This is a genomic window from Parasphingorhabdus sp., assembly GCF_048269915.1.
Taxonomy (GTDB): domain Bacteria; phylum Pseudomonadota; class Alphaproteobacteria; order Sphingomonadales; family Sphingomonadaceae; genus Parasphingorhabdus.
Genome location: NZ_JBLWTY010000001.1, coordinates 725,439 through 750,083, shown reverse-complemented (window position 1 = coordinate 750,083; position 24,645 = coordinate 725,439). Strand labels below are relative to the sequence as shown.

Sequence of the window (24,645 nt, the reverse complement as noted above, 5' to 3'; positions counted from 1 at the left end):
TGTATACCGCTGTCATACGATCAAGCCTCGACAATATTAATGTAATATAATCTGGCGGACTGCTGGACAGATAATTTCTAAGTTCTCTCTATGATGATTTGTTGAGTTAGGTAACTGATGTCAAAAGGTAAATTATTCGCCGACCATCTTTATTCAGAAAGAGGCCGATTTGCCGCTTTCACTATATTCATTTTCGTGGTTTTTTTCATGGGTGGCGGTTCTCGGGATGATATTGAATCGCTTGTTATCTTGCGTCCGGTTGCAGTCCTGTTTTGCGCTTATGCGCTGACGGGAATCAACAAGGACCAACTGAAAAGGCTCGGCCTCCCTTTTGCCTTGCTAGTGCTTTTGATGATGCTGATGCTGGCGCAATTGGTCCCCTTGCCATTCTCAGTGTGGAGCCAATTGCCGCAACGTGAAATATATATCGAAATCGCTAAGGTAGCCGAAATGGGTGAATTTTCGCGGCCATTATCGCTATCACCGTCCAAGACATGGAATAGCCTGTTTTCGCTATTCGTGCCTCTCGCTGCAATGTTGCTTTTCGCTATCCAATCCGCGAAGTATCAGCGGGCTATAATATTTGTTTTGATGGGCGCTGGATTGGTGAGCGCGGCCTTTGGCTTTCTTCAGGTTGTCGGACCGGATGACAGTATATTCTTTTTATACAAAGTAACCAATGTCGGCCAACCGGTCGGCCTTTTTGCAAACCAGAATCATCACGCTCTGGTGCTGGTATGTACATTGGTCATGCTGGGATGGTTTATGTCGCGGCTTCCGTTCGACGATCCGTCCACCAAATGGAAATTACTGCTATCAATATTATCATTGATGGCATTGATACCTTTGATATTTGTCGCAGGTTCAAGAGCCGGTCTGTTGCTTGGGGCTGCCGCATTGGTGACGGTCTTTTATCTTTTCAGCAGATCAATTGCTGTAGCTTCGACACCGCTAGGCGGTTTGCACCGCATTGGAAGCAAAGGAATTCATAAGGTTATTTGGGCGGTCGGCGCGATGGGTTCAATTTTTATGATTGCCCTGGCGGTGGTCTTTTCGAGATCTGCAGCCCTTGATCAACTGGTGTCGCAAAGTCCGTTGGAGGGCCTTCGTGCAAAATTGCTGCCTGTACTAATTGATATGAGCTGGGCATATTTTCCATTTGGCTCTGGTTTTGGGTCGTTTGAGCGTGTTTATCCGCAATTCGAAAAAATGGAGCTGCTCAATCCACGTTATCTCAACCAAGCACATAACGATTGGCTGCAAATTGTAATTGAAGGAGGCCTGCCGGCCACAATCCTGGTTTTGGTTCTTCTAATATGGCTCGCCCGAAAGACCGCGCTTGTGGTCAAAAATCGGGCTAGAAATTCTCATGCCAGAGAAGTCATGGCTCTTTTTATCATTTTGGCCTGCATTGTTGCAAGCTTGGTTGACTATCCCATGCGTGTCCCGAGTGTAATGCTTTTGTTTTCCGTTTCATGCGCCATACTAGCAGCAGGAAGGCGCAAGAAAAGCGGTGCCAGAAGCGTGAAAGCTTAGTCGCTCAGTTAGGCCATTCGTTCATATATGTTTATGGTTTACCCTCAGAAAGGGATGCTGTAAGCGACAGTCCGCCTAGGATGAGTTCGAAAAGTATCGGGATGGAGTATATGACAAAAACATTTTGTCGGTGGGTTTTTGCATTGTTTGCGTTAACGACCGTATCGTCCTGTGCTTCAACCAGCCCTGTCGGACTTGGTTCGAATATCAGTGTCGTCGAATCCCAGGACCTCCCTGTCCCCTCGCGCGGCGATCTGGCCGCGAGCACCCGCCCATATTTGATCGGACCATTCGACAAGCTCAAAATAGATGTTTTCGGAATCGAAGAGTTGAATAAAAGCGTTCAGATTGATGCAAGTGGCCGCTTGTCCTTTCCGCTGATCGGCGTCATTGAAGCTTCCGGAAAAACCCCTGGCGAACTGGCATCTGTAATCGAACAGCGATTGCGTGACCGGTTTGTTCGAAATCCTCAAGTTACCGTCAATCTGGAAGAGACGGTGAGCCAAGTAATCACGGTTGATGGCCAAGTGAATCGACCGGGCCTCTATCCCGTGATCGGTCGGATGACGTTAATGCGCGCGGTTGCGACTGCCGGCGGCGCAGGGGAATTCGCAAAGTTACAGGATGTTATCATTTTCAGGAATGTCGACGGGCAGCAAATGGCCGGTGTCTATAATCTTAAAGCAGTCCGGCGCGGAAATTATTCTGACCCGGAAGTATTCGCGAACGATGTAATAGTCGTCGGCGATTCGCAGGCAAGACGTCTGTTGAAAGACGTTATTGCCGGCTCGGCTTTAATCACCGCACCTCTCATCCTTCTCACCCGATAAATATTTAGGTTTTTATCTATGAACTCAGAGTTTACATCCGGTGAGACGATCAATATCGACGGCGTTGCGGGACAAATTTCCAAAGAAGGTTTACGGGTGAACACGATATCCCTTTTTGAAAAATATTCAAACGCCCTCAAAACGCATTTGCTCGCCATAGGAGCAATCGTCGCAGCATTTTTGATTGCTGGTCTCATCGTAACACTGCTGACGACGCCGCTATACACCGCCGAATCCCGTATCGAGATCAACCGGAAGCAAGACAACGTCACCAATGTCGAGGGCGTCCAGCCAGATGATGCAGGTCAAACCCTGGAATTTTATCAGACGCAATATGCATTGCTGCAGGTCGAATCTCTGGCCGAGCGCGTCGCTCGAAAATTGGGCCTTTCTTCGGATGATAGGTTTTTTGAGATTAACGACGTCTCTGTTCAGGGCGATAATATCATCAGCGAACGAAAAAATGCTACGCTCAGCGCTGCCGAGCGAGAGCAGCGGTTGAAACTGGCTTCGCAAATCCTGTTGGACAACATCACCATTGCCCCTATTCGCGGCTCTAGTCTGGTCGATATAAAATATACTAGCCCCGATGCGGCATTGTCAGCGAAGGTTGCAAATGCCTGGGTTGACCAGTTTATTGAATCCAATCTTGATCGACGTTTCGCTTCAACTGCGGATGCCAGAAAATTCTTGGAGACACGGTTGGCCCAGTTGCGCGAACGGCTTGAAGAATCCGAAAGACGGCTTGTGAACTATGCATCGCAAAAGGCGATTGTATCACTGTCCTCCAATCAGGATGCATCCGGCCGAACCACATCTGGCCGGACGCTCGTTTCTGCTGACCTCGAGGCCCTGAACACAGCCCTTTCGCAAGCGACAGCTGAGAGAATCGCAGCGGCTAGCGCGCTCGGAAACCAGCGAGCTGACAACAACAATAACCTGTCGAGCCTGGCTGCGAATGGCCTGCGCCAGAAACGCGCTGAAATAGCATCGGAAAGGGCCAAGCTGTTGACCCAGTTTGAATCGGAATATCCTGCGGTCAAAGCCCTTACCTCCCAATTAAATGCTCTCGATAGCAGCATTGCTTCGGAAGACGCGCGCGCTAGATCAACCACCCGCGAAGATTATAATCGTGCTCTCCGGCAGGAGCAGGATTTACGTGAAAAAGTTGCTGAACTGAAAGGGCAATATGGCCGTCAGCGTAGTGATTCAATTCAGTATAACATCTATCAACGTGAAGTGGACACCAATCGGGAGCTTTATGACGGCCTGTTGCAGCGATATAAAGAAATTGGTGTTGCGGGCGTTGGCAACAACAATGTTGCGATTGTCGACAAAGCAAAACTTCCCAGCGATCCATCCAGCCCTAAATTAGCACTCAACCTTGCCTTGTCCCTATTATTCGGCATTGGATCTGCTGCTGCCTACGTCTTGCTGAGAGAACAGCTTGACCAGAGTCTGAAAGATCCTTCAGACGCAAAAACGGTGCTTGGTCTCGCCCCACTAGGGTCCGTTCCCGACGCGCAAAATGTGGATCTGATTCACGCGCTGAAAGATAAAAAATCCATGCCTTCCGAGGCCTATTTTTCAATCGCAACAAATTTATCATTTCTGACCGAAAATGGCGCACCAAAATCCTTTCTGCTGACGAGCACGCAGCCCAACGAAGGAAAGAGCACCTCAGCCTTTGCTCTGGCATCTGCATTGGCCCGAACCCACAAGCATGTTCTTCTGCTGGACGCGGATATGCGCAATCCGTCCATCCACATGATAACTGAAGAAGCCAACGAGCGAGGACTGAGCAATTATCTGGTGGGTTATGACAATCTGGATGACCTGATCCTCCCGACGGAAAATGCGAGCCTCTCGATCATGCCCGCCGGACCGACGCCGCCAAATGCCGCAGAGTTGCTGAGTGGCAATAGATTTTCTGCTCTAATAGCAGAGCTGAATAGCAAATATGATCATGTCATTGTCGACGCTCCGCCGGTTTTGGCTATTGCGGACGTTCCTCTTCTGTCTAGGGCAGTAGAAGGAGTGCTATATGTTGTTCAGGCCAATGGGGCGAAAATGCGAACTATCCAGACTGCATTGGATCGAGTGCAATCAACAGGCGCACGGGTGTTTGGCGCGATTGTAACAAAACTCGATTCACGCAACAGTGCTTATGGCTATGACGACGGGCATGGCTACGGATACCATTATGGAAAGCGGGATGAAAAAAGCTAATGAGGTCCCTTATAATTTGGGTTCTTTCATTTGTGATTGCTGGCCTGGCCGCCTTTTCTGCCGTTAGCGGCGTCGCCAAAAATAAAAACCCTGCGGCCGCAATCGCAATGGGTTCGCAAAATGGTCTGGTTTTGGCATCGCAAACGCAGGTTATCCTCCAGCAGGAAATCATTGAAAATAATGGCATTGTGCCGGGAAGTTTTGACGCCTCAAGCCTGACCCTGGCCAAGACCGCATTCCAGCATGAACCGACGGCTTATCAAGCAGTCCGTTTCATGGCCTTTGTCCTCGCGAGTAGGGAGCGAGAAAACGATGCCAGAAAACTTATGCAAAATACGGTTCGACTAACCAAAAGAGACAGGGTCGCGAACATGTGGTTCGTGACTGACTATGGCGAAAAGGGCGATTTGAAATCAGTCCTGCATTATTATGATCTGGCGCTACGCACAAATGCCGAGAGTGCAAACCTCCTGTTTCCGTTGATGGCGCAAGCTTTAACGGAGAAGAAGGCGATCGATCCATTTAAGCAGATGCTATCACTAAACCCGCCATGGGCACCGGACTTCTGGCACCGGCTTGCGCGAAGCCCCGATTCAATTGAAAACGCAAGCCTTCTGAGGATGGCTCAACAGAAGGATGGCATGGCCAACCCAGCCGATAATGATGCAGCCATTATCAAGCTGCTGGTTGCCAATGGAAAGTGGGAGCAAGCACATAAATTTTTTACCGCTTTGACAACGACCAGGCCTTCCAACTCCAAAGCGGCACTTCAAAATCAGTCATTCGGAGAATCTTCAGAATACCCGCCTTTCGACTGGGAGATATTTTCATCTGGCGAATATGGCGCGGTTATTGACGACAGCTCAGGTGCCCTTCTTGTTAGCGCATTGCCAAAGACGCAAGGCTTGGTAGCTCGTCAGCTATTTCGCATGGACAGTGGCTTGTATGGCCTAACTGTTAAATCTACCGATCTGGAAGGTCCCACAAAGCCTCTCTGGAAAGTGGTTATTCGTTGCGCGGAGAAACTCATGCCAAAGGATGTCGTGCTTGAAAAGCTCATCCAAACGTCGAATATTGACGAGAGTTTTGCTGTACCTCCGAACCCATGTGAGTTTTTCTGGATAGAAGTTAGCGTCATGGATAATGGTCAGGGCGAGGGCATTGATCTGTCGATCCGCCAAATTGCCGTTCAAAAGAAGAGTTGAGCATAACAGCTTGATTGCACTAAACTAGTTATTGGATATAGTGAATTGCATCCCCTGCCTTCCCTTCCTTCACTTGCGATAATCAAAGAACACAGGATGATTCAATGGATATGAATGAATTGAAGGATTTACACATAGCTATTATTGGCATCGGGTATGTGGGGCTGCCTCTTGCTCTGGAGTTTGGCAAACATTGGCCGACTGTCGGCTTTGACTTGGACGAAAAGCGAATATCCGAGTTGCGTAACGGTATAGATAATACGCTTGAATCATCCGCGATGGAGCTGGCAGATGCCAAACTATTGCAATTTACTAACAACGCCGACGACCTGGCATCTTGTAACGTCTATATCATTACCGTTCCAACACCAATTGATAGTTATAAACGACCCGACCTTACCCCGCTTCGAGAAGCCTCGCGCAATGTCGGCTCTCTATTGTCCGAGGGTGATCTGGTTATTTATGAGAGTACTGTGTTCCCCGGTGCCACTGAAGAAGAATGTGTTCCTGTGCTGGAAGAAGTCTCTGGCCTAAAGATGAACGAGGGATTTTTCATCGGATATAGCCCTGAACGTGTAAATCCTGGAGACAAAGAACGCCGACTGCCTTCAATAATGAAGATAACCTCTGGCTCCACACCGGAAATTGGACGAAAAGTTGATAATATTTATCGAAAGATAATCACCGCCGGTACACATCTGGCTCCCTCAATCAAAGTTGCCGAGGCCGCCAAAGTTATCGAAAACACCCAGCGTGACGTAAACATCGCTCTGGTAAATGAATTTGCCGTCATGTTTGATTTGATGGATATTGACACACTGGACGTTCTGGAAGCGGCCGGCACCAAATGGAATTTTCTACCCTTCAGACCCGGCTTGGTCGGCGGCCACTGTATCGGTGTGGATCCTTACTATCTGGCGAGCAAGGCTCAATCGCTCGGCTATCACCCGGAGGTGATGATGTCGGGACGCAAGGTTAACGATGGCATGGGTGCTTATGTCGCCAACCGGCTGATTCGTGCGTTGATCGACAATGACATTCTGATCAAGGACGCCCGCATTTTGATATTGGGACTAACGTTCAAGGAAAACTGCCCGGACGTCAGGAACACGCGGGTTGTCGATATCATCGCCGAACTGCAACAAATTGGCTGTAAGGTTGATGTTGCGGATCCATGGGCAGATGCAAATGAGGCGAAAAAATTGATCGGCAAAGAATTGGTCGAACCGATGAAAGAAAATTATGATGCCGTTCTGGTAAGCGTTGCCCATTCCGCTTTTGCTGAAATGGGGTTGAACGCACTGTCCGAGCTGTGTAGCGGCAAGCCGGTAATCATGGATTTAAAGGGCTTGTTTCGAAATGCGGATATACCCCCGGACAATCGATTAGTTGCGCTTTGAGGATATTTTACTTTAGTTTCTTGTTTCAATAAACCACAATATTATCGAACGTCAGGTTGAATCCAGGCCTTCGGTCTAACTGAACGGAGCATCAAATGAGCAATGGGACCGTTAATGTATCAGGAGGCCTGCGTACTTCGGCAGAAAGCGAGGAGGGAAAGCGGAATGAAGATATCTTCCATCAAAGTCCGGAATCGTGGGAAACGAAGATGGAAAATTTCCCCAAATATGTACGCCGCCAGAATCTAACTCGTTTTCTTGCGCTGTACGAAATTTTCAAACTGATCAAGCCAGTTAAAGGCTCAATCGTCGAATGCGGCGTCAATCACGGCTTTGGAACGATGAGCTGGGCGAAGTTTTCAGCCATTCTTGAACCTGTTAACCTTACCAGACGCATTTATGGCTTTGATACTTTCGAAGGCTTTCCATCGGTAAGTGAAAGCGATAAATCGCAACATTCCGGCCATGTCAAAAAGGGCGATTTGGCAGCCGACGTATTGGGCGAGCTGACTTCATTGGTCGATATTTATGATTCATCGCGCTTTCTTGGGCATGTAAACAAAGTCAACTTCATCAAAGGCGATGCGACCAACACAATACCTGATTTTATTGAGAAAAATCCACATCTTGTGGTCTCGTTGCTATTTCTCGATTTCGATCTTTATGAGCCAACAAAGGTCGCTCTTGAACATTTTCTGCCGCGGATGCCAAAGGGAGCTGTTCTCGCATTTGATGAGCTGGACAATCCTTTGTGGCCAGGCGAGACATTGGCAATGCTCGAAACACATGCGCAGCGGCGGCTGCGTATCGAACGTCTCGATTTTGACCCCTATATCGGTTTCGCGGTGCTAGACTAGATCAATGCCAGAAAACAAACTTTCGACAGCAGAATTGGCTGCCCGTATCAGACTTCATGCCGTAAACATGACGTCCAGAGGCAAAAGCTCCCATATCGGATCAATCTTGTCGATCGCCGATATATTGTCCGTATTATACGGCCAAGTAATGGATATATATCCTGAAAATCCAAAGCATCCGGCTCGCGATCGGTTCATCCTTTCGAAAGGACATGCCGGAGCAGGCGTTTATGCCGCACTCGCGGAAACAGGTTTTTTCGACACGGAATTGCTAACGCAACATTATCAGAACGGATCGATCTTTTCCGGACATGTGTCACACAAGGGTGTTCCCGGCGTCGAATTTTCGACTGGTTCATTAGGCCATGGCCTCGGAGTAGGCGTTGGTATGGCGAAGGCGGCCAAGTTGAAAAACGAAAGCCACCGCGTTTATGTTCTGCTTTCTGACGGCGAATGTGACGAGGGCTCTAACTGGGAAGCATTTATGTTTGCCGCCCATCATCGGTTGGGGAATATTACGGCAACCATCGATTACAACAAGATTCAATCCTTGGCCTCAACCCACGATACGTTAAATTTAGAACCTTTTGTCGATAAATTGGCAGCTTTTGGATGGCAGGTGATCGAAGCTGACGGGCATGATCACCCCGCCTTGGCGGCTGCATATGAGACCGCTCGCACGACACCTGACCAGCCATCGGTTGTGCTGTGTCACACCACCAAAGGAAAAGGCGTCTCGTTCATGGAAAACAGCGTCTTGTGGCATTATCGAACACCGCAAGGCGATGAGTATAAGGCGGCGATCAAAGAATTGGAAAACGGGAGGCACACCGATCATGCGTGATGCGTTTATCAGAGCATTGACTGATCTCGCAGAAGTCGATCCGTCAATCGTGCTGATCACAGGCGACTTGGGCTTCGGGGTGCTGACAGATTTTGCCGATCGTTTTCCATCACAATATATCAACGCCGGTGTGGCCGAACAAAATATGACCGCAATAGCGTGCGGAATGGCTCTGGAAGGTTACAAAACCTACACCTATTCCATTGCCAACTTTCCGACCTTGCGCTGCTTGGAGCAGATTCGAAACGATATATGCTATCATGATGCCAATGTGACGATTGTTTCGGTTGGTGCCGGATTCTCTTATGGCTCACTAGGTATGTCGCACTTCGCGACAGAGGATTTGGCAATAATGCGTGCGCTGCCCAATATGGAAGTTGTTGCGCCAGCCGACCCCTGGGAGGCCGCAGAGCTGACCCGGCAAATGGCAGATCGGCCCGGGCCGAAATATCTCCGAATCGACAAGGGTTGCGCAGGCTTGCCGGACGACACCGGCTCCCTGCAGCTCGGCAGGCACCGCGTCGTGGGCGAAGGCAAAGATATTACCATTGTAACGATTGGCGCAATTGCCCACGAAGCATTGGTTGCCCAAAAGCGGCTTGCCGAAACGGGCATTGCATCAAGCGTGGTTATTCTGAATTGCTTGAAGCCGCTGGATGAATCTGCAATTGCTGCAACCTTATCGTCATCGCGCGTGATACTGACGCTCGAAGAACATAATATTGTCGGCGGCTTGGGCTCGGCAATTGCCGATATCTGTTTGGAACATGACGTCAGGCCCGCAAAATTCGCGAAGATCGGACTAAAGGATATTTATCCGTCGGTAGTAGGCGATCAGGAATTTCTCCGGAACGAGTATAAAATGTCTGCCGATCATGTGTTCAAGATTGCGCAAGACAATGTTCAGAGCGGTTAGCCCGATCTCATGATATTCCGGTATTTCCTTTTTATCCCGATGGTCATGTACGGCATTGGTTTAAGCTGGTTGATTCTGTCGGGCGAATATCCGTTTTTTGACTATCGTGTCACGGAGCATGTCAAAGTCTATCTGTTGTTCGTTGCTGGCCTAAGCGTTGCCGGACTAACACTGATGGTTTTTTTCAAGTCTCTTGCAAAATCAGACCCTGCCAGCAGGGCGCCCCCTATAAAAACTCTGTCTGAGAGCATGATCAATCAGATGCGAACGGCGATCAGCGTCTTGGGCGTCGTCGCAGCTGTTTTTTCAATTCTCTATGTCGCGGATGGAGGATATGAAAAAATCATGTTGCTGGGAAGTGCGATCGACTCTGTCGATTTCCGGTATATGGGGATGGAAGATATTGAGGGTATTCTTCCTTCGCTGATGGAGCTGTCACGGCGTTTGATCTTGCCCTTCGCTATCCTGTCGATCTTGTCACTCAATATCTACAGCAGCCAACCGAAACACCTTGTACTGTCATTTCTTATTATCGTGTTCCTTGCGGTTTCGATCGTCAACCTTGACCGTGGCCCTATATTGATGTTCATTGTATTGGTTGCGTTTTACTTGTACAGTAGCAGCTCAAGCAACCTTTTCAAATTGATGGTTGGCGCTATTAGTATCGTCGCCTTAGGCTTTATTGGCGCAGTTTTTACCTTTCTGCAATATAATCAAACAGACTTTAGCTTCTCAGAAGTAACGGATACGGTTGAAGCCATTCTAATAAACCGCATTGTCCTAAGTCCGGTGAAAATGGCTCAAACATGGATATTCGATATTATGCAGCAGCCATTATATCTTGAATTCTCGCGGATAAGCATTTTGTGGGGTGGGGACTATATTAGTAGCCGGGATGCTTTTGCTCAATATGTAGCGCCGGTAGGTGTGGTTGGCGACCTTTACAGAAACCTTGGTTCAGGCTTTATATTCTTGGCAGGAATTTTGATCGGGGCGCTTTTTTACCTGATAGAATATCGCATCTCCAGGGTATCTGAGGATTTGAAACTCCCTCTCAATTTCATTGCTTTAATTCTCGCCATGTATCTTTACTACGGCAATATATTCTCCCTGGGTCCATTTGCTATTATTGTTTTTTTAGGTATGGCTCCTACGATTATTGGCGCCTTCGTTTCCCAAGATGGTCAAACGAGACATATGGGAAATGCCGACCGAACTTTTGTCTGAGGAACATCACTGGTGATAAGAAAACTGGCCAAGAGAGTTTATTGGAGTTCCCGGAAACTGAGGCTGCCAATTGGTGCAGGAGATTCTGTGCTTGAAGTTGGATCCGGTGGGAATCCACACCCCTATGCAGATATTCTTCTCGAAAAGTTCATTGATAATGGCCATCGCCTTCGCAGCGTCAAGTTAGACCGTCAAGCGGTGTTGGCCGATGCATGCCAAATGCCATTTCGAACAGGGAGCTTTGACTATTCTCTTGCCTATCATGTGCTGGAACATGTCAAGGAACCAGAAAAATTTCTTTCGGAATTGATGAGAGTTTCGAAAGCAGGATATATTGAAACGCCGAACGTGTTTTACGAGCGGCTTCACCCTTTTGATGTTCATGTTACTGAAGTTGCGCTCTCTAAAAACAAATTGCTTATTCGGAATAAATCAGATGCCGTCCATGACGCCTTCTTGTCATCGCTGGATGTTTTTCAAGATAACAAGCAGTGGCGACAGTTTTTTTCGCTACATCCAGAAGCGTTCCATGTTTGTCTTAAATGGCAGGGCCATATAGATTTTGAACGAGTCGATCAGGATTTATCTCTTGATTGGTTTAACGATCCTCCTGCCGGATTTGTTGAGCAGGGGGAGATGGACAACAACAGCCATGGTGGTGGCAGCAACGCCAACAGTCTGGTTGGAGGCTTGGCTAGAAAATGGAAGAGTAGCAGGAACAAGAAACCAATTCGTCTCGATGACATCCTAGTTTGTCCGTTAACAAAATCGGACCTTGTCTACTCAAAAAATGATAGCGCCTACATTTCCGAACAAGCAGAATTAGCTTACCCGATCATCAATAATGTTCCCGTTATGCTGGTGGACCACGCGAAGAAAATTTAGCCGGACTGGGTCGTAACATGCAATTTGAGAACGTTGGTTAGAACGTTGTGGGAAGGGTGTAATAAGTGCCTAGAGATTTCAGTAACGAGTCTGTAGCGAATTTTTTGATCCGTGCCTTCCGCGCGGGAACTTTGCGATTGCGCGGGAACATATATTATTTTTCTGGCTTCTTCGCCAAAGGTTCGTCGAGAAAAATAGGATTCTCAAGTTCCGGAAAATTTGTCAACTCAAAACGCATTTTCTTCTCGCGAAATGTAAGCTTTGGTCGCGCGCCTCGGATTGAGTGCTATTTGAATCCTGAAACAAATGTTACTGGGACTATCATTTTTGGACAAAACACCAGTTTTGGCGACTATTTCCACGCCGGTTCAATTGAAAAAATTTCGGTCGGGGCAAACGTACTGGGCGGAAGCAACATTTTACTGGTCGATCATAATCACGGATCGCCTTCGAAAGATATTGCGCTAAAAAACGGAACACCTCCCAGAGACAGGCCGCTGACGACAAAAGGCCCCATAATAATTAGTGACAATGTCTGGATCGGGGATTCAGTCATCATATTGGGCGGCGTCACAATAGGAGAAGGCGCTATCATCGCAGCCAACACAACCGTGCGTGCAGACGTTCCACCCCACACTATTTTTTCTGCACTGAAAAAATAGAAGTCCGAAAGAAACAACCCATTTCTATTTTCGCCAAATATCGCAAAATCCATGTTGTTTTTGCCGCTAGGGTCTGGAGTCTGGTTTCTGGGCTTTTGCTTGTATACGTCGCGGCCAGTGTTCTTTCCGAAGTGGAACAAGGACAATTCTATACGTTCCTTAGCCTCGCTGCGGCACAGTTTTTCTTCGATCTAGGAGCAGGGTTTGTTCTGGCAAATATCGCGGGTCGGGAAATGGCGGATGCCGGGTCTGATGACCCCCACGACATGCACGTCGAGTCATTTGAGAAGCTAAAACCAGTTATTGTTTTTGCCTTGCGGTGGTCTGCTGTCGCCGGCACTGTCCTTATTGGTATTCTGGGCATCGTCGGATATCTGCTTTTCTCGGATGGCGGCCCTGACGCAGCCTATCTTACAAATATCTGGCTGGTTTATGTCCTGTTCATCTCATTCACCATGATATTTCATCTGTTTCTTCGTATGTTCGAAGGCGTTGGCTTCGTTGTCGAAGCGGCGCTAAGCCGCTCGATTCAGAGCTTCGTTAACATCGTCAGCCTTTATATCTTTGCGGCCATGGGATTCGGTATCATCAGCATGGTATTTGCTGCAATTATCGCATTGCTGGTCGCTGCCGTCTATTTTCTGGCTTCTTCTCGACAAATCAGGAGCAGCTTTCAAAATCTGGCTGCCCGAACATCTGATATAAAATGGATTCAAGATATACTGCCATTTCAAACAAAAGTCGCAATGACCTGGCTTTCCGGCTATGTTATTTTCCAGTCGCAAATTCCGTTTTTATATCGGTTTGCGGGGCCAATTGAGGCAGGGAAAATGGGCATTGCAGTGCAAGTGTTGCAGGCACTGAACACATCAGTGAATATTTTTTTGGTTTATAATATTAAAAGCTGGACAAACTTGGCCAAGAACAACGATTTTGCGTCACTTAATCGGGACTTCCTGAAAGTTCTGTTGTTCACAGTAACCCTGATGATCATGGCATGCGCGCTGATCTTGTCGGGGGTATTCGTTTTGGATTTTTACGATGTTGCAATAGTGGACAGGTTCCCGAGTTTGAGTCTGCTGACAGTCTATGCAATTGCGGCTTGCTTTAATCAGATTTTTTTCGCGCTGGGTTATTACTTTAGGGCTCGCGGCGAAGAACCTCTTTGGTGGCTATCCGTACTGGCATCGATCGGCATTCTTGCGGTTCCAATAGTGTTGCAGTCGAAATTTGATGTAGAATCCGCAATATACTCTTTTGCTGCCTTCACCATTTTCTTCTTGGGTATTCTTGCTCCTATTTTCGGGATATATTATATTCGAAAACACCAGGCCACCATATCACCCGCCAAAATGCCAGGTGTGGAGCTCTGATGCACTCCTCCCCCATTTACGATTTTGCCAAACGAATTTTTGACCTTCTCGTTGTGTTGGTGACGCTTCCCGTCTGGATGCCGCTGATGCTCATTGGCATATTCATCGTCCTCGTAGTCTCTCCCGGCAATCCATTTTATAGCAGCCGCCGTGTAGGTCGTTATGGAAAGGATATTTCCATCCTGAAAATACGATCGATGGTGAAAAATGCTGACCAGATCGGTTCCGGTGTGACAACATTGGGAGATAGCCGCATCATTCCATTGGGACGGATGTTACGGCTGACGAAAATTGATGAAATGCCACAATTTTTCTCCGTTCTCTCGGGCCAGATTTCGATCGTTGGCCCGCGCCCCGAATTGCGCGAGTTTGTTGATCAATATGGTGCAGAAGAGCGCAAAATAATTCTTTCCGTCAAACCCGGTATTATTGACTATGGAACCCTCGCATTTTCCGACTTGCAGCGCTCCTTAGCCGCAGACGGAAAGGAAAATGAAAATGAAATTCTTGAAAAATTACTAGAGCGCAAAAAACAATTGCGTCTGCAATATGTGTCTGAACGCAGCATGCTGAAAGATTTCTCGATTTTGGTCAGAACACCGGTCGCGATGCTCAAGGCAATGGTCCAGAAATAATGGAGGTAAAACAGCCAATGTCCCTGCTCGGCCATGATCTGTTTCCCATGGGCTTTGGATGTGGCCCTCTCGGTGTCCACGGATTCGGCGACGTCGATATAGTCGAGTGTCGCAAGGCTGCCACCCTGGCCGCCGAACAAGGGGTCAATTTTTTCGATACATCCGATGCTTACGGACGCGGGGTATCAGAAGAGCAACTCGCGCAGGCGCTGGGACCCTTGCGGAAAAACATACTTATCTCCACCAAAGGAGGCATACGTTTCGACGGTCAGGGGAAAGTTTTTTATGACTGTTCTGTACCTTGGCTGGAACAGGCGATGGACGCCAGCTTGAGGCGGCTCAAGACAGATTTTATAGACCTCTATCAACTACATTACTGGGACAGAAAAACCCCGCTCGAGGACATATTTTCTTTTTTTGAGAGATGCTGTGAGAAAGGAAAGATTGGTGGTTATGGTGTATCCAATCTTGACCTGTCGGGCCGATCAAAATCTTTTTTTGCATCCTTTCCGAATTTTCAGTCCCATTCTGAAGAATTCAGTATGGTTCATCAAAATTGCGCGGCTCAAATTGATGCGATGGTAAATATAGTGCCTTCCTGTCTGTTCCTGGCGACAGGCGTCTTGGCACAAGGCCTGCTCTCTGGAAAATACAACGACCGCGCATCATTCGGAGACAATGATCGTCGCGCCAAATCACATTATACAAATTTCAGCGATAGAAAAATTGCGCTGACGAGGCCGCTAATCGCGCTGATGCAAAAAGAAAACATATCCCCGGTTTCGATAGCCGCTGCGTGGGTTGCCAGGACTCTGCCCAACGGCCTTCCGCTGGTCGGCATCAAATCGAGGACCCATCTGTCCGACTTAATGCAGGCCGCTGCATTGTTAAACAGTGACATGGACTGGACAGAGATTGACAGGGAGGTTCGAAAATTTGGCAAAAGATAGTCGTCTCAATGGCAAAAAGCACATCGTTGTCATCAAGGATGGCGAGCTTCTGCCTATTCAGGAAAACAGCCCCTGTTTAAGACTCGGTAGTCTGGCTGCGCAACTCGTATCCGACGGGCATCATGTGACATGGTTGGCGACAACCTGGTCACATCAGTTCAAAGAGAAAATCGACAATCCCGGCATTTTCAACGTTTCAGCCGCTTACGATGTCGTTTTGCTGGAATGCGGATCTTATCAACGCAACATATCGTTCAGCCGACTGCTGCATCATCGCCGGTTTGCAAAACGCATAACCGCATGGTTAAACCAGTTGGAGATCCAGCCAGATCTTATTCTGGCAGCATATCCCATTCCCGGAGCAGCGGCGTCCGCGGCCCGCTATGCCAAGGACAACGACATTCCATTCATTCTGGATATCAGGGATTTGTGGCCCGACGTATTCATCGACAAATTGGGCAAAACTCTATCCTCTCTGGCAAGCCCTTTTCTGGCGGCGCAAACGCGTGATCTGAAAAAGGCACTGTCTGTTGCCACCGCCGTCACCGCTGTTTCACAGAAATATCTACAGTGGGGCTTGGAAAATACACCCGCAAAGCTGCGCGGGGACAAGAAGTTTTTATTTTATCCAATCGGCGCTCAAAATAACAGCAGCGATCAAGATTTCGGGAATTCCGAACTTAACAGCCTCTTCGACAACCTGTCTGGCAAAACTATCTTCGCGTTTTTGGGGTCTTTCGGAAAATCCTACGATCTTGATATTATTGTCAAGGCCGCACGCCACTACGAAGAGCTGGGCCAAACTGACATACATTTTTGCGTTGCCGGCGACGGCGAGCAGCGGCCGTTGGTTGAAGATGCAGCACAGCGACTTTCCAATCTTTCTTATTTAGGGTGGCTGAACTCAAGCCAGACCGCTGCTTTTCTAAGATGTTCCGACGTCGGAATGATGCCGTTGCAATCAGTTTCCGGAACATTCCCCAACAAACCGTTCCAATATATGGCAGCCTCTCTGCCGATAATATCCTCACTTGAAGGAGAATTTGCCGATTTTCTGATGGAGCACCGGATCGGTATCAACTTCGATGTTGGTGATGAGCATGGTTTCATAGCCGCCATTGATCAGCTATTGCAGCGCGACGATCGCGAAGAGATGCAGGAACGGGTAAAAGCCCTGTTTGACAAAAATTTCGAGCAAAAAGTGATTTACTCAAAATTTGCGCGGACGGTCGAGGACTTGTGCCATACCAACGTCGATGGGACTGGTTGATTTAGACCAGGATCGTCTATTCTGCCGACTTTTCATTCCGGTTCTTTGCGACAATCTCACGAATAATCTCCAAGCGAGCATTGCCAAATTCTTCATCGGGTTGAAGGTACATTCCCTCGGCCCATTCATTCCAGGCGTTGACCATTAACAAACCTGAATCGGTATTTTTTTGCGCCAATCTGTAAGCTTTCTCGAAATAATCGGAAAACTTCTCCAGCGTAAAGCCTGTGAAAATTTTGGCTCGCGGACCATATCGGGCTGTATTGTCAAAATCTACAAATGTGCTTACGTGGACTTTTCGGTCTGATTCCACAGCTCTCCTGATCTGCTCCAATCCCTTTTGCCAGGCACTGTCATAATCGATAAAGGTCACCCGATTAAAAAATCGATCTTGTATAGGGTAAAGCAATTTCTTCGCCCAAGCAGGCAGACCTCGGGCAATTTCCGATGGAGAGAATATTAGCTTGCGGGCAGAGATGGTCTTGTCGAAAATGTCGGGCGATGCGTACTGAGACAACGCGGGCTGGGCCAGAGTCACACTATCCAGCAAAGACAAGAAACTCCAATCCGATTGCCAATTTTTGATAACACCCGAAATCTCGCAATCTGCACCAATTACCTGAATGCATTTTTCGCGCAGCTCTTCGATAAATGCGTCCAGCTGGGGGATGATTTCTGGACTATAGATGCACAATAAGGGCTTCCCATTGGTCTTCAAATATCGCGGGTCTGAAAAACAACGGACGAGAAAATCGATATGCTCTGCACGTTCTTCTTTCGAACTTTCATATTCCTGTTCGAGCAGAACATCGAGCGCGCCCGAACGATTTTTCCAAGAACGTGTCCAAGCGTGATTGGCCCAGCAGAGCGAAAATGTCTGATTTTTTCCGACCTCAGGATTCGCCAGCAGCAAATCCAGTGGTTTACGCAGCAGACGCGTGCCTTTTGACCAATAGTGATAGAAAACAAAACCATCGATATTATGATCGGACGCTTCGTCGAATTGTGCGTTTAGCGCTTCCGGGGTTTCGAGATCATAATATCCATTTAAAGGAACCCGCGGCTGCCGGTGTCCTGCATGCAGAGGTTTCGCCGCCTTGACGTTCACCCACTCTGTGAAGCCCTTGCCCCACCATTTGCTATTGAGAGGATCGTCATGAAATTGCGGGAGAAAGAAAGCTAGAATTTTGGTCATCACTGTCTAATCCTGCTCTGCATCCAAGATACCGTAGTCTTTCACCCATACTCAGGGATTAATGAAGCGATATTCGGGATGTAGTGGTTTCAGTCCAAACAAACGATTGTGAAATATTTGTCCTGTCTATTTCTTCGGACCAGACATCGTGATCATAATCTGCCAGCTCATATGTTTGAAACCGGGGATTCTCAGGATTACGTCATCAATAGCCAATAGCGTTTTGAGCATAGGCTTGAAGAAACTACGCTTATGAAACCACGCCGCAAGTATAGACAAAAGAAAATAATTTTTAGTTTGGATTTTTTCAAAGCTCTCTTTTGCTATTCTAAGTTCTTTGAACGTAATAATGTGGTCCGCCTCCCATGCGGTTCTCAATTTTGGCGTAAGCCGCCGGTAGGCCTGAATGAAGGGATTATAGCCCAATGCTTCCAGAGCAATAATCTTTCCGCTCGGTTTCAACACTCTTGCCAGTTCAGGAAACACGGAAACGACATCCATATGGTGGAGTACGCCAGAACAGACAATCAGGTCGAACTTATTGTCTTCAAATGTAAGGTGCTCTGCATCCATCACCTGCGCTTCAAAATCAGTAAATCCGTTACGCGTCAACAAGTCGCGGGTTTCTTCCACGCTTTCCGGCGAGATATCGATTGAATGCACTTTCAGGCCCGCCTTGGCTGCCGTTAGCGATTGCTCACCAAGCCCGCAGCCCAAATCGAGGAATGTTGAACCCTTGGGTGCCTTTGAAATGATATTGAGGAAGTCTTCCTTGATTTTAGCAGAAACTGTATACCATTTCTTATTCGAATATTTCTTCCAAAATTCGTCTTCCGACATGATTTTGCGATCGCGCTCGCGGGAATCGTGAAACTCTTTTTCTTCTAGCTTTCGTGCGATTTCTTGTGCGTCTGCAGCCGGTGACGGGTTCATAAATATTCCTTCGCAAAAGACGACTGCCCGCTTAAGGATTGCTGCTGATCTGTCAAGATAGTTAACCAAAAATACCTGGGTGCAGATTGATTTTCCTACCATGGACGATTTGCAACTCGTCCAATTTACCAGCACGGCCCGGTTGTAATGCAATATCCTTCTTTGTACAGAGACACTGAATTGAGGAACAAGGCGGAAAATGCATCGTGCAGATTGACGAAACAACTCTTCCGGGCGTTCTACTGCTTACCCCCAAACGATTTTCTGATGCTCGCGGCTTTTTTTCTGAAGTTTACAATGCTGCAGCCCTGTCACTGCATGGAATAGATACAGTATTTGTTCAGGACAACCATTCGCTGTCGGCCAAAGCCGGGACCGTCAGGGGACTCCATTTTCAATCCCCGCCCCACGCCCAAGACAAGCTGGTACGGGTGAGTCGTGGCCGGATACTGGACGTAGCAGTCGATGTCCGAAAAAATTCACCAAATTATGGGTCGTGGACCGGAATAGAATTATCGGCGGACAATGGAAGCCAGCTATTGGTTCCAAAGGGGTTCTTGCACGGGTTCCTGACGTTGGAAGACAACTGCGAAGTTGTGTATAAATGCAGTGATTATTACGCTCCGGAATGTGACGGCTCGGTGCGATTCGACGACCCGGACATCGGTATCGATTGGGGTGTCAGAGCATCGGATGTCACTATTTCAGAAAAAGACGCCAACGCGCAAAGTTTTCAGGAATTTGACAGCCCGTTCATTTGTTAAGGGATAATATATGAAGCTTCTAATAACCGGCGGCGCCGGTTTCATTGGTTCAGCAGTGGTTAGACAAGCTATCGCTGCAGGTCATTCCGTCGTCAACGTCGATGCCCTTACTTATGCCGCTTGCCTGGACAATGTCGCTGAAGTGGAAGCAAGTGACTCCTATCATTTTGTCAACGCTGACATTCGTGACCGAACGACGCTGGATGAAGTTTTTAGCGACCATAAGCCGGACCTGGTAATGCATCTGGCCGCGGAATCTCATGTCGATCGATCAATCGATGGGCCAGCGACTTTCATCGATACCAACGTCATGGGCACTTTTCATATGCTCGAAGCCGCCCGTACATATTGGGTCAACGCGGGCAAGCCAGAAGGTTTTCGTTTTCATCATATCTCGACAGACGAAGTCTACGGCGCCCTGGGAGACACAGGGCAGTTTACGGAAACCACGCCCTATGATCCACGCTCGCCCTATTCGGCGTCCAAGGCGTCAAGCGACCATTTGGTGAGGGCTTGGTACGAAACCTATGGATTACCGGTACTCATTACCAATTGTTCAAACAATTACGGGCCATATCAGTTTCCGGAGAAGCTCATTCCGGTGGTTATTTTAAAAGCTTTGGCCGGCGAACCCATCCCGGTTTACGGGGAAGGAAAAAATGTTCGGGATTGGCTTTATGTCGAAGACCATGCTGACGCCCTTCTGACTGTCGCCAAGCAGGGGAAGCTCGGCCGGACGTATAATATTGGCGGCGAAAACGAGGCGCAGAATATCGAGATCGTGCAATCCATTTGCTCTCTGCTTGATCAAAAGCGCCCGGGAGAAAAGCCGTATAAGGACCAGATCACCTACGTCACCGACCGGCCTGGTCACGACCTGAGATATTCAATTGACCCCTCTAGAATTCGCGAAGAATTAGGTTGGAAACCGTCGCTTACCCTGCAGCAGGGACTTAATCTCACCGTGCAGTGGTATCTCGACAATGAACAGTGGTGGCGTTCTTTACAGAACCGTGAGGGCGTGGGTAGGAGGCTAGGCGTCAAAGCGTGACAATATTAGTATTTGGCCAATCTGGGCAAGTTGCACGCGAGCTTCAAAAACATGCCGACGTCATATCATTGCCGCGTACCGCAGCCGATTTGCGCAATCCTGACCATTGCGCGGAATTGATCGCGCAATCATCCGCCAGTTTCATTATAAACGCGGCGGCTTATACAGCAGTCGATAATGCCGAAAACGACTATCATGATGCCATGACAGTCAACGGATCGGCGCCAGCAGCGATGGCAGCGGCAGCAGCCGAGAATGGAATACCGTTTATCCAGATATCCACTGACTATGTCTTCGACGGGAAAGGCGATTCCCCACACCGACCATCGGATCCAGCCAATCCAGTTGGCGTGTACGGGCTTTCGAAACTAAAGGGGGAAGAGGGCGTCCGTGACGCAGGGGGATGTCATGTCATTCTTCGCACCTCTTGGGTGTTCTCTCAATTTGGGAATAATTTCGTCAAAACAATGCTGCGCCTGTCAGAAGACCGGTCCCAACTATCCGTGGTGAACGACCAAATTGGCGGCCCCACGCCTGCCGCAGACATTGCAGCAACCTGTTTGTCGATCGGAAAGCAACTGGCACAAGGACAAAAGAACAGTGGTACATATCATTATTCCGGTACTCCTGGATGTTCCTGGGCTGATTTTGCTCGCGAAATATTTCGTCAGGCCAATCGTGATATAAAAGTGCACGATATTCCAACAAGTGAATATCCTACGCCTGCGGAACGCCCGCTAAATTCTTTGCTGGATTGTAGCGATCTTGAAAATGACTATGACATCAAGCAGCCAGACTGGCGCGCGGGCCTTAAAAAAATCCTGACGGAAATCGGAGCAGTTGAATGACCAAGCAACGCAAGGGTATTATTTTGGCAGGAGGTTCAGGTACACGCCTTTACCCAATCACAATTGGCATCTCCAAACAGCTGTTGCCAATTTATGACAAGCCTATGATCTATTATCCTTTATCCGTGCTTATGCTGGCAGGAATAAGGGAAATCGCTATTATCACCACTCCCGAAGATCAAGCCCAGTTTATTGGTTTGCTGGGTGATGGATCGCAATGGGGAATTTCCCTCAGTTATATTGTTCAACCAGCCCCCGAAGGACTGGCCCAGGCCTACACGCTCACCGAAGAGTTTCTAGACGGCGCTCCGTCAGCGATGATTCTCGGTGATAATATCTTTTATGGCCATGGCCTGTCCAAATTAATGGCTGAAGCCGATGCCCGTGAATCTGGCGGGACGGTGTTCGGATACCATGTTTCCGATCCGGAGCGTTACGGAGTCGTGGATATGGATAACGACGGAAACGCAGTACAAATCATCGAAAAACCGGCCAATCCGCCGTCCAACTATGCGGTCACCGGATTATATTTTCTGGATTCCAAGGCGTCGGAAAGAGCGCGCGCGGTTAAACCCTCGGATCGCGGAGAACTGGAAATAACCACATTATTGGAAGACTATCTTCATGCCGGAGAGCTGGATGTAAAATTAATGGGTCGGGGTTTCGCATGGCTGGACACAGGCACACACGGTAGTTTGCTTGACGCCGGAAATTTTGTTCGTACGCTCGAAAGCCGACAAGGGCTGCAAGCCGGCTCTCCGGATGAAATTGCCCATGGCAATGGTTGGATTGATGACGAACAGCTAAGAACCCGTATCGAGATGTTCAAAAAAAATGACTATGGACGATATCTCAGTAAGATTTTGAATCGCTAAATAGGATCGCTATCGATAGTATAGCAGCGCTCGATTGAAAGCTAAGTTCTTTGAATTAAACGATGATTCTGGCTATACAATCCCAATTGGGCCGGTAGCGATATTACAGATTTTACCATGATCATCACACATAAAGCCCCGTCGCGTTGCCGGGCACCGAGATACCAGTCGCGAATCCGTCTTCCTCACGAAAATTTATTGCGCCCCCTTTAATTAGTGAATCTTCGCGGCTGTCGAATTTATCCTGTCTCTCTGTGCATTGCTTGTCCCCGCTATTTGTCACGAGAGAGTCCATACAGATCGTGAGAACAGGTCCATATCAAGAATATCTAGAAATCGCATGACTCCCCCCCTGGCCGATGAAGACACGCCATGCGGAATGAGGGGGGACGTTTCGGGATAGCAGAAAAATGGCGGACACGGAGGGATTCGAACCCTCGAAGGACCGTGAGGCCCTTGCCTCCTTAGCAGGGAGGTGGTTTCAGCCGCTCACCCACGTGTCCACGCAGCTTGGCCAGAGGTGGCGCTATAACCATGCAAAGCGCTTGCTGCAACGGGTAAAGTGGACCTCTTAAAAAGCCACCAGCAAATCGGGAAATTGCCGAATTTCGGCGAGGGGACTCGAACTGCCGCAGAATCGACTCCTTTCGTCGTCCGTTCATTGCGTGGTCATGCCCGTCGGCCGAGAGCCTCAAATGGCTGGTAACGGGAAGGAGCTTACCCATGTTACGGTTGTGCATGAAAAAATCATTGGGCCTTTTTGCTGTTTTGGCCCTTGCCACTGCGCCAGCGCTGTCGCCGGCATTTGCCCAGGTTGAAACCGTCGATCCCAATGATGCGATCGACGCGGATCTGGCGGCCCCCGACTATGACGGAAATTTTGAATCGAGCAGCGCGCGCCCGACAATGGTCGAGGACGCGCCGATGGACAGTAATATTGACGCGGATATTGTGGCTCCCGACGGAACCACCACTGACACCGCCCAGACTGCCGGTGCGGTCAATCCCGCCGATGACAGCGCCACCTATCAGGATGATGATCTGATTGGAGCGGCCGAAGGCGTTTTCGGCAAGGGCGCAAAAGGCCTCGCCGAAGTCATCGAGGATATATTGAAGAAGCAAGGTCGGCCCAACGCCTATATCGCCGGACGCGAAGCCAGTGGGGCGTTTATTGTCGGGTTGCGCTATGGCTCGGGCAGGCTTTACCACAAGATAGAGGGTGAACGCCCGGTCTACTGGACCGGGCCGTCCATCGGGTTTGATGTTGGCGGCAACGCGGCGAACACCTTCGTACTGGTCTATAATCTCTATGATACCGAGGAATTATTTCAGCGTTTCCCCGCTGGCGAAGCTGCCGCCTATTTCATCGGCGGCTTCCACGTGAGCTATCTGCGCAGCGGCGACAAGGTGCTTATCCCTGTGCGGCTGGGTGCCGGCCTGCGGCTCGGCGCCAATCTCGGTTATATGAAATTCAGCAAGAAGCAGAAGTGGCTTCCATTCTGACGAACTGACCGACCGGTTATCGGTCGGTCGCCTTCAGCTCAGGCCGCCGAACGGACCTTTTCCATGCGCGCCAGATAACGCGCCAGAACGTCAATCTCCAAATTGACCGGACGTCCCGCTTGCAGCTCGCCCAAAGTGGTCACCTTGGCGGTGTGAGGAATGATGTTGAGGGTGAAGTCAGTCCCGGCTTCGCCATCCGACACCGCATTGACGGTAAGTGAAACACCGTCCACGGTGATCGAACCCTTGGCCGCGATATAAGGCGCCAGGTCTTTCCCAACCCGAATGATTACCTCCATGGAATCGCCAGTCGCGTGGCTCGAGACCACTTCGCCGACACCGTCGACATGGCCGGTCACGATATGGCCGCCAAGCTCGTCACCGACTTTAAGGGCTCGCTCAAGATTGATTCGGCGCCCCTCGGTAAACTGTCCGGGGGCAGTGCATGCAATTGTTTCACCGGACACATCAACCGCAAACCAGTCAGGCCCCTTGTCAACCACCGTCAGGCATATGCCTGCACATGCAATCGAGGCCCCCATATCGACACGGTCCATGGCATAGCTGCAGGAAATTTTCGCGCGCAGATCGCCCCGCTGATCGAGCGAGACGATCGTGCCGATATCTGAAACAATGCCTGTGAACATGGGCGATCCT

Annotated in this window: 23 protein-coding genes, 1 tRNA gene and 1 pseudogene; 21 read left to right on the top strand and 4 right to left on the bottom strand. The window is 48.9% G+C overall.

All coding sequences use genetic code 11. From position 1 onward, the window contains the following. Nucleotides 1–117 precede the first annotated feature (117 nt). From ACN0WX_RS03550 to ACN0WX_RS03475, 16 genes and pseudogenes are all read left to right on the top strand, one after another. Entirely contained in the window at nucleotides 118–1,536 is a 1,419-nt protein-coding gene (locus ACN0WX_RS03550; RefSeq protein WP_417620893.1) for an O-antigen ligase family protein, read from the top strand. A gap of 110 nt (nucleotides 1,537–1,646) precedes the next feature. Next, entirely contained in the window at nucleotides 1,647–2,366 is a 720-nt protein-coding gene (locus tag ACN0WX_RS03545) for a polysaccharide biosynthesis/export family protein (protein WP_417620892.1), read from the top strand. Between the two features lie 18 nt (nucleotides 2,367–2,384). After that, nucleotides 2,385–2,690: pseudogene (locus tag ACN0WX_RS03540) on the top strand (Wzz/FepE/Etk N-terminal domain-containing protein); the annotation flags it as partial. A 684-nt stretch (nucleotides 2,691–3,374) separates the two neighbouring features. After that, entirely contained in the window at nucleotides 3,375–4,595 is a 1,221-nt protein-coding gene (locus ACN0WX_RS03535) for a polysaccharide biosynthesis tyrosine autokinase (RefSeq protein WP_417621196.1), read from the top strand. Beyond that, nucleotides 4,595–5,800 carry a tetratricopeptide repeat protein gene (locus ACN0WX_RS03530; RefSeq protein ID WP_417620891.1) on the top strand — a complete coding sequence of 402 codons (1,206 nt, stop codon included), beginning with the start codon at nucleotides 4,595–4,597 and terminating at the stop codon, nucleotides 5,798–5,800. The genes ACN0WX_RS03535 and ACN0WX_RS03530 overlap by 1 nt, the downstream gene beginning before the upstream one ends. A gap of 104 nt (nucleotides 5,801–5,904) precedes the next feature. Continuing rightward, on the top strand, nucleotides 5,905–7,200 hold the full coding sequence (locus ACN0WX_RS03525; protein ID WP_417620890.1) for a nucleotide sugar dehydrogenase: 1,296 nt from the start codon (nucleotides 5,905–5,907) through the stop codon (nucleotides 7,198–7,200). 95 nt (nucleotides 7,201–7,295) lie between these two features. Next, nucleotides 7,296–8,057 carry a class I SAM-dependent methyltransferase gene (locus ACN0WX_RS03520; RefSeq protein ID WP_417620889.1) on the top strand — a complete coding sequence of 254 codons (762 nt, stop codon included), beginning with the start codon at nucleotides 7,296–7,298 and terminating at the stop codon, nucleotides 8,055–8,057. A gap of 4 nt (nucleotides 8,058–8,061) precedes the next feature. After that, the gene (locus ACN0WX_RS03515; protein WP_417620888.1) at nucleotides 8,062–8,901 is read left to right on the top strand and encodes a transketolase; all 840 of its coding nucleotides are present in this window, start codon (nucleotides 8,062–8,064) and stop codon (nucleotides 8,899–8,901) included. Beyond that, nucleotides 8,894–9,817: a transketolase family protein gene (locus ACN0WX_RS03510; protein WP_417620887.1), complete on the top strand. Its 924-nt coding sequence runs from the start codon at nucleotides 8,894–8,896 to the stop codon at nucleotides 9,815–9,817. The genes ACN0WX_RS03515 and ACN0WX_RS03510 overlap by 8 nt, the downstream gene beginning before the upstream one ends. A 9-nt stretch (nucleotides 9,818–9,826) precedes the next feature. Further along, nucleotides 9,827–11,044, top strand: a complete 1,218-nt coding sequence (locus tag ACN0WX_RS03505) for a hypothetical protein (RefSeq protein ID WP_417620886.1) — start codon at nucleotides 9,827–9,829, stop codon at nucleotides 11,042–11,044. A gap of 12 nt (nucleotides 11,045–11,056) precedes the next feature. Beyond that, the gene (locus tag ACN0WX_RS03500; protein ID WP_417620885.1) at nucleotides 11,057–11,929 is read left to right on the top strand and encodes a methyltransferase domain-containing protein; all 873 of its coding nucleotides are present in this window, start codon (nucleotides 11,057–11,059) and stop codon (nucleotides 11,927–11,929) included. Between the two features lie 65 nt (nucleotides 11,930–11,994). After that, nucleotides 11,995–12,591, top strand: coding sequence for an acyltransferase (locus tag ACN0WX_RS03495; RefSeq protein WP_417620884.1), 597 nt, complete (start codon nucleotides 11,995–11,997; stop codon nucleotides 12,589–12,591). A 131-nt stretch (nucleotides 12,592–12,722) separates the two neighbouring features. Continuing rightward, nucleotides 12,723–13,964, top strand: coding sequence for a hypothetical protein (locus ACN0WX_RS03490; protein WP_417620883.1), 1,242 nt, complete (start codon nucleotides 12,723–12,725; stop codon nucleotides 13,962–13,964). Beyond that, on the top strand, nucleotides 13,964–14,599 hold the full coding sequence (locus ACN0WX_RS03485) for a sugar transferase (protein ID WP_417620882.1): 636 nt from the start codon (nucleotides 13,964–13,966) through the stop codon (nucleotides 14,597–14,599). The genes ACN0WX_RS03490 and ACN0WX_RS03485 overlap by 1 nt, the downstream gene beginning before the upstream one ends. 17 nt (nucleotides 14,600–14,616) lie before the next feature. Further along, nucleotides 14,617–15,549, top strand: coding sequence for an aldo/keto reductase (locus ACN0WX_RS03480; protein ID WP_417620881.1), 933 nt, complete (start codon nucleotides 14,617–14,619; stop codon nucleotides 15,547–15,549). After that, complete coding sequence (locus tag ACN0WX_RS03475; protein ID WP_417620880.1) at nucleotides 15,536–16,819, top strand: glycosyltransferase family 4 protein; 1,284 nt, start codon at nucleotides 15,536–15,538, stop codon at nucleotides 16,817–16,819. The genes ACN0WX_RS03480 and ACN0WX_RS03475 overlap by 14 nt, the downstream gene beginning before the upstream one ends. Before the next feature lie 16 nt (nucleotides 16,820–16,835). On the opposite strand, the gene ACN0WX_RS03470 is transcribed toward ACN0WX_RS03475, so the two are convergent. Together ACN0WX_RS03470 and ACN0WX_RS03465 are read right to left on the bottom strand one after the other, a co-directional pair. Then, on the bottom strand, nucleotides 16,836–18,014 hold the full coding sequence (locus ACN0WX_RS03470; RefSeq protein WP_417620879.1) for a glycoside hydrolase family 99-like domain-containing protein: 1,179 nt from the start codon (nucleotides 18,012–18,014) through the stop codon (nucleotides 16,836–16,838). A gap of 126 nt (nucleotides 18,015–18,140) precedes the next feature. Then, nucleotides 18,141–18,947: a class I SAM-dependent methyltransferase gene (locus ACN0WX_RS03465; protein WP_417620878.1), complete on the bottom strand. Its 807-nt coding sequence runs from the start codon at nucleotides 18,945–18,947 to the stop codon at nucleotides 18,141–18,143. A gap of 206 nt (nucleotides 18,948–19,153) precedes the next feature. Between ACN0WX_RS03465 and rfbC the strand changes: the two genes are divergently transcribed. From rfbC to rfbA, 4 genes are read left to right on the top strand one after another with little or no spacing between them, the layout of a single operon-like run. Beyond that, on the top strand, nucleotides 19,154–19,711 hold the full coding sequence (gene rfbC, locus ACN0WX_RS03460; protein ID WP_417620877.1) for a dTDP-4-dehydrorhamnose 3,5-epimerase: 558 nt from the start codon (nucleotides 19,154–19,156) through the stop codon (nucleotides 19,709–19,711). A 10-nt stretch (nucleotides 19,712–19,721) separates the two neighbouring features. Continuing rightward, complete coding sequence (gene rfbB, locus ACN0WX_RS03455; protein WP_417620876.1) at nucleotides 19,722–20,762, top strand: dTDP-glucose 4,6-dehydratase; 1,041 nt, start codon at nucleotides 19,722–19,724, stop codon at nucleotides 20,760–20,762. Next, nucleotides 20,759–21,610 (top strand): dTDP-4-dehydrorhamnose reductase, encoded by an 852-nt coding sequence (rfbD, locus tag ACN0WX_RS03450; protein ID WP_417620875.1) that lies wholly within the window; start codon nucleotides 20,759–20,761, stop codon nucleotides 21,608–21,610. The genes rfbB and rfbD overlap by 4 nt, the downstream gene beginning before the upstream one ends. Further along, entirely contained in the window at nucleotides 21,607–22,485 is an 879-nt protein-coding gene (rfbA, locus tag ACN0WX_RS03445; RefSeq protein WP_417620874.1) for a glucose-1-phosphate thymidylyltransferase RfbA, read from the top strand. Before rfbD ends, rfbA begins: the two co-directional genes overlap by 4 nt. 411 nt (nucleotides 22,486–22,896) lie before the next feature. Here the strand turns inward: rfbA and ACN0WX_RS03440 are convergent. After that, nucleotides 22,897–22,988 (bottom strand) — tRNA-Ser (locus tag ACN0WX_RS03440). Between the two features lie 220 nt (nucleotides 22,989–23,208). Between ACN0WX_RS03440 and ACN0WX_RS03435 the strand changes: the two genes are divergently transcribed. Then, entirely contained in the window at nucleotides 23,209–23,988 is a 780-nt protein-coding gene (locus tag ACN0WX_RS03435) for a DUF1134 domain-containing protein (RefSeq protein ID WP_417620873.1), read from the top strand. Between the two features lie 38 nt (nucleotides 23,989–24,026). Here the strand turns inward: ACN0WX_RS03435 and ACN0WX_RS03430 are convergent, their stop codons facing one another. Then, nucleotides 24,027–24,635 (bottom strand): riboflavin synthase, encoded by a 609-nt coding sequence (locus tag ACN0WX_RS03430; protein ID WP_417620872.1) that lies wholly within the window; start codon nucleotides 24,633–24,635, stop codon nucleotides 24,027–24,029. Nucleotides 24,636–24,645: the final 10 nt, after the last annotated feature.

Excerpts from the sequence above, each read along its gene's own strand:
- ACN0WX_RS03505 (WP_417620886.1), top strand. The coding sequence starts at position 9,827 with ATGATATTCCGGTATTTCCTTTTTATCCCGATGGTCATGTACGGCATT.
- ACN0WX_RS03530 (WP_417620891.1), top strand. The coding sequence starts at position 4,595 with ATGAGGTCCCTTATAATTTGGGTTCTTTCATTTGTGATTGCTGGCCTG.
- rfbA (WP_417620874.1), top strand. The coding sequence starts at position 21,607 with ATGACCAAGCAACGCAAGGGTATTATTTTGGCAGGAGGTTCAGGTACA.
- ACN0WX_RS03485 (WP_417620882.1), top strand. The coding sequence starts at position 13,964 with ATGCACTCCTCCCCCATTTACGATTTTGCCAAACGAATTTTTGACCTT.
- ACN0WX_RS03550 (WP_417620893.1), top strand. The coding sequence starts at position 118 with ATGTCAAAAGGTAAATTATTCGCCGACCATCTTTATTCAGAAAGAGGC.
- ACN0WX_RS03510 (WP_417620887.1), top strand. The coding sequence starts at position 8,894 with ATGCGTGATGCGTTTATCAGAGCATTGACTGATCTCGCAGAAGTCGAT.
- ACN0WX_RS03480 (WP_417620881.1), top strand. The coding sequence starts at position 14,617 with ATGTCCCTGCTCGGCCATGATCTGTTTCCCATGGGCTTTGGATGTGGC.
- ACN0WX_RS03435 (WP_417620873.1), top strand. The coding sequence starts at position 23,209 with ATGTTACGGTTGTGCATGAAAAAATCATTGGGCCTTTTTGCTGTTTTG.
- ACN0WX_RS03430 (WP_417620872.1), bottom strand. The coding sequence starts at position 24,635 with ATGTTCACAGGCATTGTTTCAGATATCGGCACGATCGTCTCGCTCGAT.
- ACN0WX_RS03520 (WP_417620889.1), top strand. The coding sequence starts at position 7,296 with ATGAGCAATGGGACCGTTAATGTATCAGGAGGCCTGCGTACTTCGGCA.
- ACN0WX_RS03545 (WP_417620892.1), top strand. The coding sequence starts at position 1,647 with ATGACAAAAACATTTTGTCGGTGGGTTTTTGCATTGTTTGCGTTAACG.
- rfbB (WP_417620876.1), top strand. The coding sequence starts at position 19,722 with ATGAAGCTTCTAATAACCGGCGGCGCCGGTTTCATTGGTTCAGCAGTG.
- ACN0WX_RS03470 (WP_417620879.1), bottom strand. The coding sequence starts at position 18,014 with ATGACCAAAATTCTAGCTTTCTTTCTCCCGCAATTTCATGACGATCCT.
- ACN0WX_RS03515 (WP_417620888.1), top strand. The coding sequence starts at position 8,062 with ATGCCAGAAAACAAACTTTCGACAGCAGAATTGGCTGCCCGTATCAGA.
- ACN0WX_RS03525 (WP_417620890.1), top strand. The coding sequence starts at position 5,905 with ATGGATATGAATGAATTGAAGGATTTACACATAGCTATTATTGGCATC.
- ACN0WX_RS03465 (WP_417620878.1), bottom strand. The coding sequence starts at position 18,947 with ATGAACCCGTCACCGGCTGCAGACGCACAAGAAATCGCACGAAAGCTA.